Source organism: Caulobacter sp. GW821-FHT10A06 (genome assembly GCF_059415805.1).
Map to the genome: position 1 here is coordinate 434,983 of NZ_JBWKNY010000002.1, position 13,629 is coordinate 448,611.

The 13,629-nt window shown below is 67.2% G+C and carries 13 protein-coding genes; 10 read left to right on the forward strand and 3 right to left on the reverse strand.

Annotated elements, in window-relative coordinates:
• The first annotated feature begins 134 nt into the window (after positions 1 to 134).
• The 8 genes from AC07NF_RS05935 (at position 135) to AC07NF_RS05970 (ending at position 9,167) form a co-directional block, all read left to right on the forward strand.
• Positions 135 to 2,552 carry a TonB-dependent siderophore receptor gene (locus AC07NF_RS05935; RefSeq protein ID WP_494628203.1) on the forward strand — a complete coding sequence of 806 codons (2,418 nt, stop codon included), beginning with the start codon at positions 135 to 137 and terminating at the stop codon, positions 2,550 to 2,552.
• 62 nt (positions 2,553 to 2,614) lie between these two features.
• Positions 2,615 to 3,919, forward strand: a complete 1,305-nt coding sequence (locus AC07NF_RS05940; RefSeq protein ID WP_494628679.1) for an MFS transporter — start codon at positions 2,615 to 2,617, stop codon at positions 3,917 to 3,919.
• A gap of 21 nt (positions 3,920 to 3,940) precedes the next feature.
• On the forward strand, positions 3,941 to 5,005 hold the full coding sequence (locus tag AC07NF_RS05945) for an LLM class flavin-dependent oxidoreductase (RefSeq protein ID WP_494628201.1): 1,065 nt from the start codon (positions 3,941 to 3,943) through the stop codon (positions 5,003 to 5,005).
• A gap of 5 nt (positions 5,006 to 5,010) precedes the next feature.
• Positions 5,011 to 5,655 (forward strand): cysteine hydrolase family protein, encoded by a 645-nt coding sequence (locus AC07NF_RS05950; RefSeq protein WP_494628199.1) that lies wholly within the window; start codon positions 5,011 to 5,013, stop codon positions 5,653 to 5,655.
• Positions 5,656 to 5,657: 2 nt separating this feature from the next.
• The gene (locus AC07NF_RS05955) at positions 5,658 to 7,043 is read left to right on the forward strand and encodes a zinc-binding metallopeptidase family protein (protein ID WP_494628197.1); all 1,386 of its coding nucleotides are present in this window, start codon (positions 5,658 to 5,660) and stop codon (positions 7,041 to 7,043) included.
• The gene (locus AC07NF_RS05960) at positions 7,043 to 7,537 is read left to right on the forward strand and encodes a flavin reductase family protein (protein WP_494628195.1); all 495 of its coding nucleotides are present in this window, start codon (positions 7,043 to 7,045) and stop codon (positions 7,535 to 7,537) included. The genes AC07NF_RS05955 and AC07NF_RS05960 overlap by 1 nt, the downstream gene beginning before the upstream one ends.
• An 11-nt stretch (positions 7,538 to 7,548) precedes the next feature.
• On the forward strand, positions 7,549 to 8,361 hold the full coding sequence (locus AC07NF_RS05965; protein WP_494628193.1) for a TauD/TfdA dioxygenase family protein: 813 nt from the start codon (positions 7,549 to 7,551) through the stop codon (positions 8,359 to 8,361).
• Positions 8,358 to 9,167, forward strand: a complete 810-nt coding sequence (locus AC07NF_RS05970; protein ID WP_494628191.1) for an NAD-dependent epimerase/dehydratase family protein — start codon at positions 8,358 to 8,360, stop codon at positions 9,165 to 9,167. Before AC07NF_RS05965 ends, AC07NF_RS05970 begins: the two co-directional genes overlap by 4 nt.
• Before the next feature lies 1 nt (position 9,168).
• Here the strand turns inward: AC07NF_RS05970 and AC07NF_RS05975 are convergent, their stop codons facing one another.
• Genes AC07NF_RS05975 through AC07NF_RS05985 form a run of 3 tightly spaced genes read right to left on the reverse strand, consistent with a single transcriptional unit; the run spans position 9,169 to position 11,355 of the window.
• Positions 9,169 to 9,654 (reverse strand): VOC family protein, encoded by a 486-nt coding sequence (locus tag AC07NF_RS05975; RefSeq protein WP_494628189.1) that lies wholly within the window; start codon positions 9,652 to 9,654, stop codon positions 9,169 to 9,171.
• Positions 9,655 to 9,670: 16 nt separating this feature from the next.
• A complete protein-coding gene (locus AC07NF_RS05980) occupies positions 9,671 to 10,489 on the reverse strand; it encodes an oxidoreductase (protein ID WP_494628187.1) in 819 nt (272 codons plus the stop codon).
• Positions 10,490 to 10,497: 8 nt separating this feature from the next.
• Positions 10,498 to 11,355, reverse strand: a complete 858-nt coding sequence (locus AC07NF_RS05985; RefSeq protein ID WP_494628186.1) for a TauD/TfdA dioxygenase family protein — start codon at positions 11,353 to 11,355, stop codon at positions 10,498 to 10,500.
• A 264-nt stretch (positions 11,356 to 11,619) separates the two neighbouring features.
• Here AC07NF_RS05985 and AC07NF_RS05990 point away from each other — a divergent pair, with 264 nt between their 5' ends.
• Both AC07NF_RS05990 and ygiD read left to right on the forward strand, forming a co-directional pair.
• Complete coding sequence (locus tag AC07NF_RS05990) at positions 11,620 to 12,843, forward strand: aromatic ring-hydroxylating oxygenase subunit alpha (RefSeq protein ID WP_494628184.1); 1,224 nt, start codon at positions 11,620 to 11,622, stop codon at positions 12,841 to 12,843.
• On the forward strand, positions 12,840 to 13,628 hold the full coding sequence (gene ygiD / locus AC07NF_RS05995; protein WP_494628182.1) for a 4,5-DOPA-extradiol-dioxygenase: 789 nt from the start codon (positions 12,840 to 12,842) through the stop codon (positions 13,626 to 13,628). Before AC07NF_RS05990 ends, ygiD begins: the two co-directional genes overlap by 4 nt.
• Position 13,629: the final 1 nt, after the last annotated feature.

Consider the following 13,629-nt stretch of genomic DNA (forward strand, 5'->3'; position numbering starts at 1 on the left):
CGCGACATTTTCAGTGAAATGTCACACGCCGAACCTCGATGCCGGCCGAGACGGGCGGATGATCAGTCTCGAGGCGTCGACCTGGGGATAACCGCCGCAGGCGGTGGGCGCGACGGCCTCGGATTGAGGACCGCATGTCGACCTATCGACTTTTGATGGCGGGTTGTTCCGCCCTAGTCCTGCTGGCGCACTCGCAGGCTGCTTTTGCTGATGAAACCACCACGACGCCGTCCGACACCGTCGACGAGGTCGTGGTCAAGGCGCGCGACAAGGCCGGCCTGATCGAGAAGCAGCCCAACAACACCGTGTTCGGCATCGACAAGCCGCTGCTGGAGACGCCGCGCTCGGCCAGCTTCGTCAGCGACGTGACGCTACAACGCTACGGCATCGAGACGATCGATGGCCTGACCGCCGTCTCGCCCGGCACCTATACGGCCAGCTTCTATGGCGTGCCCGGCGCGCTGAACATTCGCGGCACCCTGGCCGAGAACTACTTCCGCGGCTTCAAGCGCATCGAGAACCGGGGCACCTATTCGACCCCGATCGGCGCGGCCGACCAGATCCAGATCGTGCGCGGTCCGCCGACCCCGATCTACGGCTCGGGCAAGGTGGGGGGCATGCTCAACTTCATTCCGAAGTCGGGCAAGAACGAGGGCGGCTACCTGACCGAGCCCACGGGCGAGGTCACCCTGACCTATGGCTCGTACAACAAGAAGAACGCCACGGCCCAGCTGGGCCTGCCGGCCAACTTCGGTTCGATCACCGGCGGCGTCTATCTGTATGGCGAGGTCGAGGACAGCCACAGCTACTACAAGGGTATCTATCCGCGTCGCCAGACGCTGGAGGCCTCGTCGGACTTCGACCTGGGCAATGGTTGGACCACGGCGTTCGGCGGCATGTACTACCACTCGGACGGCGACGTTCAGACGCCGGGCTGGAACCGCCTGACCCAGTCGCTGATCGACAACCAGACCTACATCACCGGCCGCGACACCACGCTGAAGGACACCGACGGCAACGGCCGCCTGACCCCGAACGAGATCGGCTTCTACCCGTACTCCAGCGCCATGTATCTGGCCTACTACGGCTTTCCGGACAGCAACGCCCTGCACACGCTGGACGTCGGCGTCGGGACGACCAAGCTGAACCCGCGCAACGTCTATATCAGCGGCGCGGACTTCTCGAAGACCAACACCAACACCTTCTATTTCGACCTGGCCAAGGAGCTGTCGCCCGACAGCGCGCTGAAGCTGCAGCTGTTCTACGACGACCAGGAGAACAAGCGCTTCGTCAGCTACGGCTATCCGGCCTGGTTCGACAGCAAGGTGTGGGAAGCGCGCGCGACCTACAACTTCGCCTATGACGCGGGGATCGTGACCTCCAAGTCGTTCGTCGGCGCGTCGTATCGCAGCTTCGAAGGGCGTCGCCGCGAGAGCTACAACAGCGGCCTGATCGCCCTGGACCGTCGCGACATCAGCTTCGGCGCCACGCCGACCGACATCATCGACAGCCCGTTCTCGACCGAGACGGCCGCCGGGGTGCAGGGCCTGCAGTGGGAGAACGACAACAAGAGCACGTGGCAGCAGGCCGGCGTCTTCGCGATGACCGACATCATGGTCGGCGAGAAGCTGAACCTGATGCTGGGCGGCCGCTACGACGACTACGACGTCAAGTCGAACGACACCGGCTATCTCAGCTACCAGATCGCCGGCCAGCAGAAGGCCAGCAAGGGCAAGTTCACCTACAGCGCCAGCGCCACCTACAAGGCGCCGGCCGGGATCATGCCCTACATCACCTACGCCAAGGCCTCGGCCCTGGAGATGAGCCAGGCGGGCGACATCGCGCCGGGCCTGGTGGCCGACGCCAGCGACGCCTGGCTGTCCAACAGCGACCTGGCCGAGGCCGGCCTCAAGTTCCAGTGGCTGAAGGGCACGCTGGTCGGCTCGCTGGCGGGCTACCGCCAGAATCGCACCCAGCTGACCGGCATCACCGGCACGCCGACCGGCACCCGCGCCAAGGGCGTTGAGCTGGAAGTGCGCTGGCTGGCCAGCGAGAACTTCAGCTTCACCTTCTCGGGCAACACCCAGCACACGACCGTGAAGGGCCCGGACAACTCGTTCCAGTACATCCCGGCCTATACCGCCGGCGTGCCGGGGCAGCAGGCCTATGGCGGCACCTATGTGGTGTGGGCGTTCAGCAGCCTGCCGGGCCGCGCGGGCGACTACGACTACACCCTGATCCCCAAGTCGGTGGTCAGCCTGTACGGCGCCTATACCAGCGACGAGCACGAGTGGGGCAAGGCCGGCGGCACGTTCGGCGTGACGCATGTCACCAAGACGGCCGGCACCGTCCAGAACGCCGTGACCTATCCCGCCTACTGGGTGGCCAGCGGCAGCGTCTATTACGAATACGGTCCGTACACGGCCACGCTTAATGTCGATAACCTGTTCGACAAGCTCTACTTCACGCCCGACGCCGACAGCTACGCCAACCTCGGCGCGCTGCCCAGCAAGGGCCGTGAGTGGCGCCTGACCCTGTCCCGTAAATTCTAGTTCCCCCGCGCGGCGCGCCCCGCGAGGGACGCGCCGCGAGCTTGCATGGAGGCTCGATGGCGATGTCGACGATCCAATGGCGCTCCTGGACCCTCCTGGGCGCTCTTTCCCTTCTGTTGTTCCTGATCACGGCCTCGACGTTCTCGTCGCTGGGCGTGGTGCTGCCGGCCATGATCAAGGACCAGCAGTGGAGCTTCGCTTCGGCCTTCCTGGGCTTCACGCTGCTCGGCGCATTTTGCGGCGGCTCGTCGTGGCTGCCGGCGCTGCTGATCCGCAAGGTCGGCGTGCGGGCGACGATCATCGCCGGCTCGGCGGTGATGATCGCCGGCTTCCTGTGCCTGACCACGGCCCACGGGCTGCCGGTCTATCTGACCGGCACGGCCCTGCTGGGCGTGGGCTACCAGATGATGGCGCTGATCCCGGGCACGCACCTGCTGTCGATGCTGTTTAAGAAGCGGGCGCTGCCGTTCGGGATCTATTTCACGATCGGTTCGCTGGGCGGGGTCGTCGGACCCTGGATGGCCCTGGTCGGCATGGAAATGGCCGGCGGCGCCTGGCGGCCGTACTGGGCCTGGCAAGCCGTCGCTTCGGCGGTGGTCGGCGCCCTGGCTGCGTCCCTGGTCGGCGGCAAGGCCTGGCTGGAAAGCGCGGCGGTCGAGACCGACAAGGCCGTGGCCGAAGACGCCGCTGCTCAGCCGGCCAATGCTCGCGTCTATCGCACCCAGGTCGACTGGACGATCAAGGAAGCGATCCGCACGCCGCAGTTCTACGTGATTGTCGCGGCCTATTTCGCCCACCTGCTGGGCGGGGTCACCGCCGTCAGCCTGGCGCCCAGCCACTTCAGCGAGCTGGGCGTGGCCTCGGCCGTGGCGGTCGCGGCGCTGAGCCTGGAATCCCTGATGCAGGTCGTGGCGCGGATGAGCGGCGGCCTGCTGGGCGACCGCATCGACCCGCGCTGGTTGCTGGCCGGCGCCCAAGGGATGATGGCCGCCGGCCTTCTGGCCCTGGCCAACGCCGCCACCTGGCCGATGATGGTGATCTTCGCGCTCGGCGTCGGCGTCGGCTTTGGCATGACCGTGCTGGCCGTCAGCATTCTGCTGCTCAACTACTACGGCCGGAAGAACAATCTCGAGCTCTTCTCGATGGTCTGTCTGGCTGGCGCGGTCTCGGCGCTGGGCCCGGTGATCGGCGGCGTCATGCGCGACCGTCTGGGCGGCTTCGCGCCCACCTTCCAGGTCTTCGCCGCCGTGATCGGCGTGATCTTCGTGGCGGCGCTGTTCATGCGTCCGCCGCGCAAGACCACCGAGGAAACCACTGCCGCGCCGGTTCCGGCGCCCACGCCCGTCCTGCTGCGCGACGCGGCCTAAGACAGTTCAGGGAGTAACGCCATGTTCCACCGTCCTTCCCAGCACAAGGATTTCGGGGTGTTCCTGCCGGTCGCCAACGGCGGCTGGATCATCTCCAAGACCGCGCCGGTCCTCGACGGCCTCTATGAAACCAACCGCGCGGCGGCCGTGAAGGCCGATGAGGTCGGCATGGACTTCGTCATGTCGATGGGCAAGTTCCGCGGCTTCGGCGGCGAGACCGACCACTGGGGCACGGCGCTGGAGTCCGTCACCATGATGGCCGGCATCGCCGAGGCCACCAAGAACGTGAAGATCTGGGCGACCATCCATCCGCTGCTGCAGAACCCGGCCGTGGCGGCCAAGATGATCGCCACCCTGGACCACATCAGCGGCGGCCGCGCGGGCCTCAACATCGTGGCCGGCGCCTATCGCGGCGAGTTCGACCAGATGGGCGCGTGGGACGACAGCCTGACCCACGACGACCGCTACGCCCTGACCGAGGAATGGACCACGATCGTCAAGCGGCTGTGGTCCGAGGACAGCGTCGACTTCGACGGCAAGTACTTCCAGATGAAGGACTGCCAGTCCAAGCCCAAGCCGCTGTCCAAGCCGCGCCCGGACCTGGTGTGCGCCGGCATGAGCGACCGGGGCTTCCAGTTCTCGGTTCGCGAAGCCGACATCTGCTTCATCGGCGGCCGCACGCCCGATGAGCGCCGTGACGCCTCGCTGCGCGCCAAGCAGGCCGCCGAGGGCATGGGCAAGACCATCAAGACCTTCGCCATGTGCACCGTCGTCCATGGCGACACGGACGCGGAAGCAGAGGCCAAGGTCGAGCACTACAAGGACGGCGCCGACATGGGCGCGATCCTGGCCATGTTGGAAAGCTGGGGCGTGCCGGCCGAGAAGCTGTCGACTGTCGCCAAGGCCCAGGGCGCGTTCATGACCCACACCGTGGTTGGCTCGCCCAAGACCTGCAGCGCGCAGATCGAGGAATATCTGCGCTACTGCGAGCTGGATGGCCTGATGATGATCTTCCCCGACTATGTCGAGGGGCTGACCATGTTCGGGGCCGAGATCCTGCCGGGTCTGCGGGCGGTGTTCTCGTGAACGCGATGACCACCCTAGCTGGGGCCGGGGAGGGGCTGGCCGCCTGGATCGCGCCGTCGCGTACGGCGGTGCTGGTCATCGACATCCAGGTGGACTTTGCCTCGCCCGACGGCGCGCTGGGCCAGTATGTCGACATGTCCGCGGTCCAGCCCGCCGTGGTCGCCGCCGAACGTCTGGTCGAGGCGGCGCGCACCGCCGGAACGCCGGTGGTCTTCGTGGGTCTGTTCACCGCGCCCGAGACTGACTCGCCGTCCTGGAAGGAGCGCATGCGCCGTCGCGGCGGGGATCCGGACAACGAGAGCGCCCTGTGCCGCGAGGGCGAGGTCGGCTCGGACTTCTACGGTCCCAAGCCGCTGCCCGACGAGCTGGTGGTGAAGAAGGTCCGCTATAGCGGCTTCGTCGGCACCAATCTCGACGCCCGCCTGAACGCCCTGGGCGTCGACACCCTGGTGGTGGCGGGCCTGACGACCGAGTGCTGCGTCGACAGCACCGTCCGCGACGCCTTCAGCCTGGACTACCACGTGTTCGTCGCCGCTGACGCCTGCGCCGCCTACGAGCCCGAAATCCACGCCGCCTCGCTGAAGGTGATGGAACTGAACAGCGCGATCCTGACCGACACGGCCGCGATCGTGCACGCCTGGAGCGCCTGACCATGGCCGATGGATTTGCCAATCTGGGCGCGACCGCGCCCTACACCGTCACCGAGGCCGACCGCGCGGCCATCGCCGCCGCGATCAGCGAGACCGAGATCGTCGAGCTGGCCCTGACCCTGGGCAACATTCCCGCGCCGTCTGGCAAGGAACTGGAAGTCGCCAACTACGTCCACGACTGGATGGCGCGCGAGGGCTTCTCGCCGCGCAAGGTGGGCGCGACCCCCGAACGGCCGAACATCATCGGCACGCACGGCGGCAAGGGTGTCGGCAAGAACCTGCTGTTCACGGCTCACCTCGACACCGAGGCGCCGACCTGGAACCCCGATCTCGACAGCTACAAGTATAGCGCCGAGACCCTGGCCAATCCCGAGTGGGAAAAGTGCTGGCTGGAGGACGGCAAGCTCTACGGCTACCCGATCGCCAACGACCGCGGGCCGATGAGCTGCTTCCTCATCGCCGCCAAGGCGCTGAAGAAGGCCGGCTACGAGCTGGCCGGCAAGATGTACCTGACCGCCTGTCCTGGCGAGATCGGCCCAGAGCCGATCGAGGAGCACCGCGGCGTCGCCTACATGGGCAAGGACATCGGGGCTCACTACCTGTTCCACCATGGCGGTGTCGCGCCCGACTACGCCATCGCCGCCGAGGGCTGTGACTTCGGCCTGACCTGGGTGGGTTGTGGCTATGCCGTGTTCCGCTTCCAGGTCTGGGGCGAGGGGGTCTTTACGCCGCTGTTGGAGCATCCGGCAACGGCGGCCCAGCATCCCAACCCGATCTACAAACTTGGCAAGCTGACCGAGGCGATCCACGCCTGGAGCGGCGAGTATGAGAAGAAGAGCCGCTACGACAGCCCGGGCGGCGTGGCCCAACCCAAGTCGCAGATCGGCTCGGTGCGCGGCGGCATCCCGTTCGCGTTCGGGGCTGGGACCGAGCTGGTGAACCTCTATCTGGAGGTGGGCCTCAGCCCCAAGCAGCGTGTGGCCGACATCCAGCATTCTCTGGAGGCCATGGTGCGCGAGGCGGGCCTGGGCCGCATCGACATCGAGCCGGTCGTGGTGCGCCACGGCTTCGAGGCCGACGCCGCCGAGGTGGCGCCGCTGGTCGGCGCCGTGGACGTCGCGACCCAGCTGGGCCTGGGCCATCCCGTCGCCCTGGCCAATCCGGTCTATTCCAGCATGTGGCGCGACCACAACGTCTTCAACATGCATCGGATTCCGGCCATCACCACCGGCTTCCGCCGCTGGCGGCCGACGCCGAAGGACCTGGTCGACAGCGCCCTGATCTACGCCCTGACGGCCCTGGCGATCTGCGGTCGCGCCAGCCCGGAGGAGGGCGCCAAGCGTCCGGCCTCAGCGGTCTATCCCGACAATCCGTTCGGGAACGAGTGATGAGCGCGGCGCCTCAAGCCCAGGTCCCGGAATCGGCGGATTTCCGCAAGGCCATGGGCAGTTTCGCGGCCGGGGTGACGGTGGTCACCGCCTGCCACGACGGCCGGCTGGTCGGCACGACGGTCAGCGCCTTCAGCTCGGTGTCGATGGACCCGCCGCTGGTCATGGTCTGCCTCAAACGCGACAGCCGCACGTTGGCGGCGCTGAGCCAGGCCAAGACCTTCTGCGTCAACATCCTGGCGCAAGAGCAGGGCGACCTGGCCTACCGCTTCGCCAAGAGCGGGACTGACGACCGTTTCGCCCTGACCGCCGTCGAGGCCGGGGTCTGCGGCGCGCCGCTGCTGGCCGGCTGCGTGGCGGCGGTCGAGTGCGAACTGCACGCCGCTCACGACGGTGGCGATCACGAGATCCTGGTCGGGCGCGTCCTGCGCGTCGCGACCGACGAAACCAAGACGCCGCTCGTCTATGTGCGCGGCGGGTTCCTGAACGCTTAGGAGGCGGCCGGATGGCCTACGACGTGCTCGACGTGAAGCCCATGACCCGCCGGATCGGCGCGGAGATCTTCGGCGTCGATCTGGGAAAGCCGCTCTCGAATAGGCAGTTCGAGGAGATCCACCAGGCCCTGACCCAGCACCAGGTGATCTTCTTCCGCGACCAGGAGATGTCGCACGACGCGCACAAGGACTTCGGCCGCAAGTTCGGCAACCTGGCCATCCACTCCGGTGTGCCGGGCCTGGCCGACCACCCCGAGATCGTGGCCATCCACGCCGACGCCAATTCCAAGTTCGTGGCCGGCGAGAACTGGCACTCGGACCTGACCTGCGATCCCGAACCGCCGCTGGGCAGCATCCTCTACATGAAGGTCCTGCCCGACGATGGCGGCGACACCTGTTTCGCCAGCATGTACTGGGCCTATGACACCCTGTCGGACCGGATGAAGGCGTACCTGGAAGGCCTGCACGCGGTGCACGACGCCAATCCGGTCTACAAGGCGATCTTCCCGGACATCGACCGCAAGTACAATTGCTCGACCCACCCGATCGTGCGCACCCATCCGGTCAGCGGCCGCAAGAGCCTGTTCGTCAATCCGTCCTACACGACCCACATCGCGGGCGTGTCCAAGGCCGAGAGCACGGCGATCCTGAACTTTCTCTACCAGCACGCCCAGAACCCCGACTTCCAGGTGCGCTTCCGCTGGAAGCAGAACTCCGTGGCCTTCTGGGACAACCGCTGCACTTGGCACCAGGCGATCTGGGACTATTTCCCCGACACCCGCACGGGCTATCGGGTGACCGTCGCTGGCGACAAGCCGGTTTGAAAGTCCTCCTGCTGGGCGCGGCCGGCGGTATCGGCTCGGCGATCCGTGAGGGGCTGGCCGGCCGCTACGCGCTGATGCGGCTAGCCGACATCGCGCCGCTGACGCCAGCGGGGCAGGGCGAAGAGTGCGTCCGCGTCGACCTGCTGGACATGACCTCGCTGGTCGCGGCGATGGACGGGATCGACTGCGTCGTCCACATGGCCGGCGTGCCGGTCGAGCCGGATGAGAACGCCTGGGAGCAGGTGCTGCCGGCCAACATCATCGGCGTCCACAACCTGTTCGAGGCCGCGCGGATCGCCGGCGTGAAGCGGGTGCTGTTCGCCTCGTCGCACCATGCGGCGGGCTTCCATCGGCGCGAGACGCCGACGCTCGAGACCCTGGTCCCGCGTCCCGACAGCTACTACGGCGTCAGCAAGGTGTTCGGCGAGGCGATGGGGCGGATGTACGGCGACAAGTTCGGCCTGCAGGTGCTGAGCTTGCGCATCGGCGCCTATCGCGAGCGGCCTTCGGATTTGCGGCAGCTGGCCGTCTGGATCAGCCCGCGCGACATGGTCGAGCTGGTCCGCTGCGGGATCGAGGGGCCGGATTTCGGATATGCGACCGTGTACGGAGTTTCCGCCAACGCGCGGAACTTCTGGGACAATTCGGCCGCGGCTTTCCTCGGTTACGCGCCGCGCGACAATGCCGAGGATTGGGCGGCAGAGGTGATGGCCTCCAGCCCGCCCGAGGACCCGGCCGCCGTCCCGTTCCAGGGCGGCTGGTACTGCGCCAAGGACTTTGTCGGCGCGCCGGGCCGGGTGGACTGAACTATTCGCGCGTGAAGTCCGCCGGGACCTGCGGATCGGCGCCGGCCTTGCCCCACAGCACGATCTCGTTGCCCCACGGGTCGCGGAAGGCGTGGTTGTAGCCGTTGAATTCCTTCCAGTAGTGATCCTTCCACAACAGGGTTGCGCCCAGCTCTTCGGCAGTGCCGAGGATGCGCTCGGCGCTGTCGTCGTCGCTGATCAGCACCCAGATGCGCGGCTTGCGGCCGTCGGTGCTCAGCGCGCGCGGTTCGACACCTTCAGGCTCGGGATGGGGACGGGCGTTGGCGGCCTTGAAGATCCCCAGGTGCAGGTTGCCGATCTGGCTGTCGGTCCCGTCGGGCTGCTTGAAGAAGCCGCCCGGCACCATGCGGTGATAGACGCCTTCGGGACGGGCGTCGTTCTGCCAGCCGAAGACCTTGGCGTAGAACGCGCCGGCCTCGGACGGGTCTTCGGAGGCCAGGTCGACGAAGATCAGGGTGTTGGTCACGGATGTCGCTCGCGGTTCAAAAGCCGATGGAGAGGGAGAGGTCTTTCCAGGCGTCGATGTCAGCCGACAGGCCCTGGGCGGCATAGCCGGCGTACGTCAGGGCGTCCTCGCCCAGCAGCAGGTGCATCGGCGGCTCTTCGGCATCGGCGATGGTCAGGATCGCCTGGGCCGCCTTGGCCGGATCGCCGGGCTCCTGGCCGGCGTGCTCGGCCATGATCTTCTCGGCGTCGCGCGCTAGGCCGTCATAGTCGGACAGCTTGTCGGCCACGATGACCTTGGAGCCCGAGGCGAAGTCCGTGCGCAGCCCGCCGGGCGCGACGTTGATCACCTTGATGCTGAGTTCGGCGACCTCTTGCGCGAGGGTCTGGGTCAGGCCTTCCAGCGCCCATTTGCTGGCGCAGTAGACGCCAGTGCCGGCCCAGACGGCCAGGCCGGAGACCGAGGTGATGTTGATGATCCGCCCCGCGCGGCGAGCGCGCATGGCCGGCAGGACGGCCTTCAGCACAGCCAGCGGACCGAAGACATTGACCTCGAACTGCCTGCGGACCTCATCCAGCGTGGCCTCTTCGACCGCGCCCACCAGGCCGTAGCCGGCATTGTTGACCAGGAGGTCGATCTGGCCGGTCACGGCCTGCGCCTTGGCCACGGCGGCTTTCACCGCCGCTTCGTCGGTGACGTCGAGGATCAGGGCGTGACCGCCCAGGGCTTCGAACGCGGCCGCCGCCTCGGGCTTGCGCACCGTGCCGACGACGGTGTCGCCGCGCTCCAGCGCGGCGCGAGCGATCTCGCGGCCAAGGCCGCCGGAGACGCCGGTGATCATCCAGGTCTTGGTCATGAAGAACCTCAGTAGGGCTTGTCGCCCTTCACCCACAGGCGATGCATGGTGCGGGTGTACTTGGTGTCGTCGTACAGCGTGCCGGTGTGCAGGGTGCAGCGGTTGTCCCACATCAGGAGGTCGCCGACCCGCCACTTGTGGCGATAGACGAACCGCTCCTCGGTCATGAACTCGACCAGCTCGTCCAGCAGGGCCAGGCCCGCCGGACCGGGCATGCCGATCACCTCGGTCACCGTGCCGGTCGAGGGCCACAGCGCCTTGCGACCATCGGCCGGGTGGGTGCGGATCAGCGGGTGCTCGACATCGGGATTGGCCGCCTCCAGCTCGGGCGACAGGTTCTGCTGCTGGCCGAATTGCCGGGTGGCCATGAAATGCTTGTAGCTGTGATGCAGCCGCAGCTTTTCCAGCATGGCCTGCTTGTCGGCGGGCAGGGCGTTCCAGGCCGCGCAGCCGTCGGCCAGCAGGGTGTCGGAGCCTTCGTCCGGAACCTCGACCGCATAGAGCATGGTCAGCATGACCGGCTCGGGCTTGTAGCTGTAGTCGGTGTGCCAGCCGACCCCGTCGTTGTGGGCGCCGATCGGCTTTCCGTCCACGACGCGGTTGGAGAGGATGAAGATCTTCGGATAGCCCGGCAGAGTGAAGCGGGTCTGGGTGTGGTCCTCGGCGTCGCCGAACCGGCCGATGAAGCGCATCAGGTCGTCGGGCGTCATCTTCTGGTCGCGCAGGGCGATCGCGCCGTGGCGGTGGAAGGTGTCGACGACCTGGTCCAGGGCCGCGTCCGGCGCGGAGGCCAGGTCGATGCCGGAGATCTCGGCGCCGAAGCCCGGCTTCAGGTCCTTGATGGCGATGTCGGCGGTCAGCGTCATGGCGTGCTCCTATCCACGCTCAGAGCCTAGGCGCGGCGATGACGCCGGTCTTGTCTCAGCGCGCACGACAGCTTTCTCAGCGATGCGGCGCGTGATCGTTGCTTGGGCGCCGCGAACGTCATTCAGGCGCCGGGCGCTCGCAAATCCGGCGACGGGCCGCGCGGGGCGCGCGATGACCAACTCTTCGTGCGCGCTGAGGCAAGACCGGCCCACGGTGCGGTCCTAGCGTGATGGTCGACTTCCGCCCTTGCAGAGCGCTTCCCGATGAATTCGCGCCCGCCCTTCCTCAGCGATGCCTTCTTCGACGGCCTTTCACGCTCGATGCTGGGCGTCGAGGCCGCCGAGACCTTGCCGCCCGCCTGTTACACCGACGCCGACTTCTACGCGTTCGAGCAGGAGGCGCTGTTCAATCACGAATGGCTGTGCGTGGGCCGTGTCGACTGGGTGAAGGAGCCCGGCGACTTCTTCACGACCAAGATCATCGGCGAGCCGATCATCGTCACCCGCAACCGGGATAACGAGATCAAGGCGATGTCGGCCGTGTGCCAGCACCGCGCCATGCTGGTGGCCGAGGGCAGGGGCAATACGCGCGGCTTCGTCTGCCCCTATCACCACTGGGTCTATTCGCTGAACGGCGACCTGGTGAACGCCCCGGCCATGGAGCGCACCTGCGACTTCAACAAGAAGGCGGTGAAGCTGCCGACCTTCAAGGTCGAGATCTGGCTGGGCTTCATCTTCATCAATTTCGACGAGGCGGCCGCGCCGCTGGCGCCGCGTCTCACCGCCGTGGAAGCGGCCGTCGCCAACTACGACCTCGCCAATGCCGACGGCCTGTCGCCGCCGATGACCGGCCAGTTCGCCTGGAACTGGAAGGTGATGTTCGAGAACAACAACGACGGCTACCACGCCAGCAAGCTGCACCGCGGGCCGCTGCACGACTTCATTCCCAGCGAGCTGTGCAGCTTCCCGGAAGCGGGCGAGGGTGACGCGGGCTTCCTGCGCTACAACGGCACCCTGCACGCCGACGCCAGCTTCAACCCGACCCAGAAGGCGGTGCTGCCGATCTTCCCGAACCTGACGGACGAAGACCGCAACCGCGCCACCTTCGCCAACATCCCGCCGACGCTGTCGCTGGTGATGACCAGCGATATGGTCATCTACCTGATCCTGCGACCGACCGGTCCCGAGACCATGGAGCAGGACACCGGCATCCTGGTCGCGCCGGGCGCCATCGAGAGCCCCGGTTTCGAGGAACGCCTCGAGATGATCATGACCTCGGCCGGCAAGATCATCGCCCAGGACATGCATGTCGACGAGCTGGTCCAGCAGGGCCTCCGTTCGCGCTTCGCCATCCGCGGCCGCTACTCCTGGCAGGAGGGCGCGCAGGTGCAGTTCAACCGCTGGCTGGCGCCGCGCTACCAACAGACCTGGGCGGCGATGAAAGGAGCCGGAACGCCGGCCCCCGCCAACGAGGAGGCCGCCGCATGAGCCGTCTGCCCGTCATCTTCTTCGGTCACGGCAGCCCGATGATCGCGCTGGAGACCAACGACACCACGCGCGCCTGGAAAGCCATGGGCGACGCCGTCGGCAAGCCCAAGGCCATCCTCTGCGTCTCGGCCCACTGGCTGACGCGCGGCGTCGCGGTGACGGCCATGACCAAGCCCCGGACGATCCACGATTTCGGAGCATCCTTTCCCAAGGCCTTGTTCGACCAGCAGTATCCGGCCCCGGGCTCGCCTGAACTGGCCGCGCGGGTAGGGGAGATCCTGTCGCCGACGCCGGTGGCGATGGATCAGCAGGCTTGGGGCCTGGACCACGGGACGTGGTCGGTGCTGGGCAAGGCCTTCCCGGACGCCGACGTGCCGGTCGTCCAGCTGGGCATGGACGCCAGCAAGCCGCCGGCCTGGCACTTCGAGATCGGCCAGCGTCTCGCGCCCCTGCGCGATGAAGGCGTGCTGATCGTCGGCACCGGCAACATCGTCCACAACCTGCCCGCTATGGATTGGGGCGACCGCCACTGCGCGCCCTACGACTGGTCGCAGCGGTTCAACGAGCACATCAAGACCGCCATCGCCGAGGACGTCCCGCAGCGGGCGGTCGACTTCGAGAGCCAGGGCCAGGACGCAACGCGCTCCGTCCCGACGCCCGAACACTACTGGCCGCTGCTCTACGTGCTGGGCGCGCGCTTGCCCGGCGACGTCGCCACCTTCGCCCCCGATCACATCGAGCACGGCTCGCTGAGCATGACCTCGGTCACGCTCGCCAGCGCTTGAG

Excerpts from the sequence above, each read along its gene's own strand:
- AC07NF_RS05935 (WP_494628203.1), top strand. The coding sequence starts at position 135 with ATGTCGACCTATCGACTTTTGATGGCGGGTTGTTCCGCCCTAGTCCTG.
- AC07NF_RS05940 (WP_494628679.1), top strand. The coding sequence starts at position 2,615 with ATGTCGACGATCCAATGGCGCTCCTGGACCCTCCTGGGCGCTCTTTCC.
- AC07NF_RS05945 (WP_494628201.1), top strand. The coding sequence starts at position 3,941 with ATGTTCCACCGTCCTTCCCAGCACAAGGATTTCGGGGTGTTCCTGCCG.
- AC07NF_RS05950 (WP_494628199.1), top strand. The coding sequence starts at position 5,011 with ATGACCACCCTAGCTGGGGCCGGGGAGGGGCTGGCCGCCTGGATCGCG.
- AC07NF_RS05955 (WP_494628197.1), top strand. The coding sequence starts at position 5,658 with ATGGCCGATGGATTTGCCAATCTGGGCGCGACCGCGCCCTACACCGTC.
- AC07NF_RS05960 (WP_494628195.1), top strand. The coding sequence starts at position 7,043 with ATGAGCGCGGCGCCTCAAGCCCAGGTCCCGGAATCGGCGGATTTCCGC.
- AC07NF_RS05965 (WP_494628193.1), top strand. The coding sequence starts at position 7,549 with ATGGCCTACGACGTGCTCGACGTGAAGCCCATGACCCGCCGGATCGGC.
- AC07NF_RS05980 (WP_494628187.1), bottom strand. The coding sequence starts at position 10,489 with ATGACCAAGACCTGGATGATCACCGGCGTCTCCGGCGGCCTTGGCCGC.
- AC07NF_RS05985 (WP_494628186.1), bottom strand. The coding sequence starts at position 11,355 with ATGACGCTGACCGCCGACATCGCCATCAAGGACCTGAAGCCGGGCTTC.
- AC07NF_RS05990 (WP_494628184.1), top strand. The coding sequence starts at position 11,620 with ATGAATTCGCGCCCGCCCTTCCTCAGCGATGCCTTCTTCGACGGCCTT.
- ygiD (WP_494628182.1), top strand. The coding sequence starts at position 12,840 with ATGAGCCGTCTGCCCGTCATCTTCTTCGGTCACGGCAGCCCGATGATC.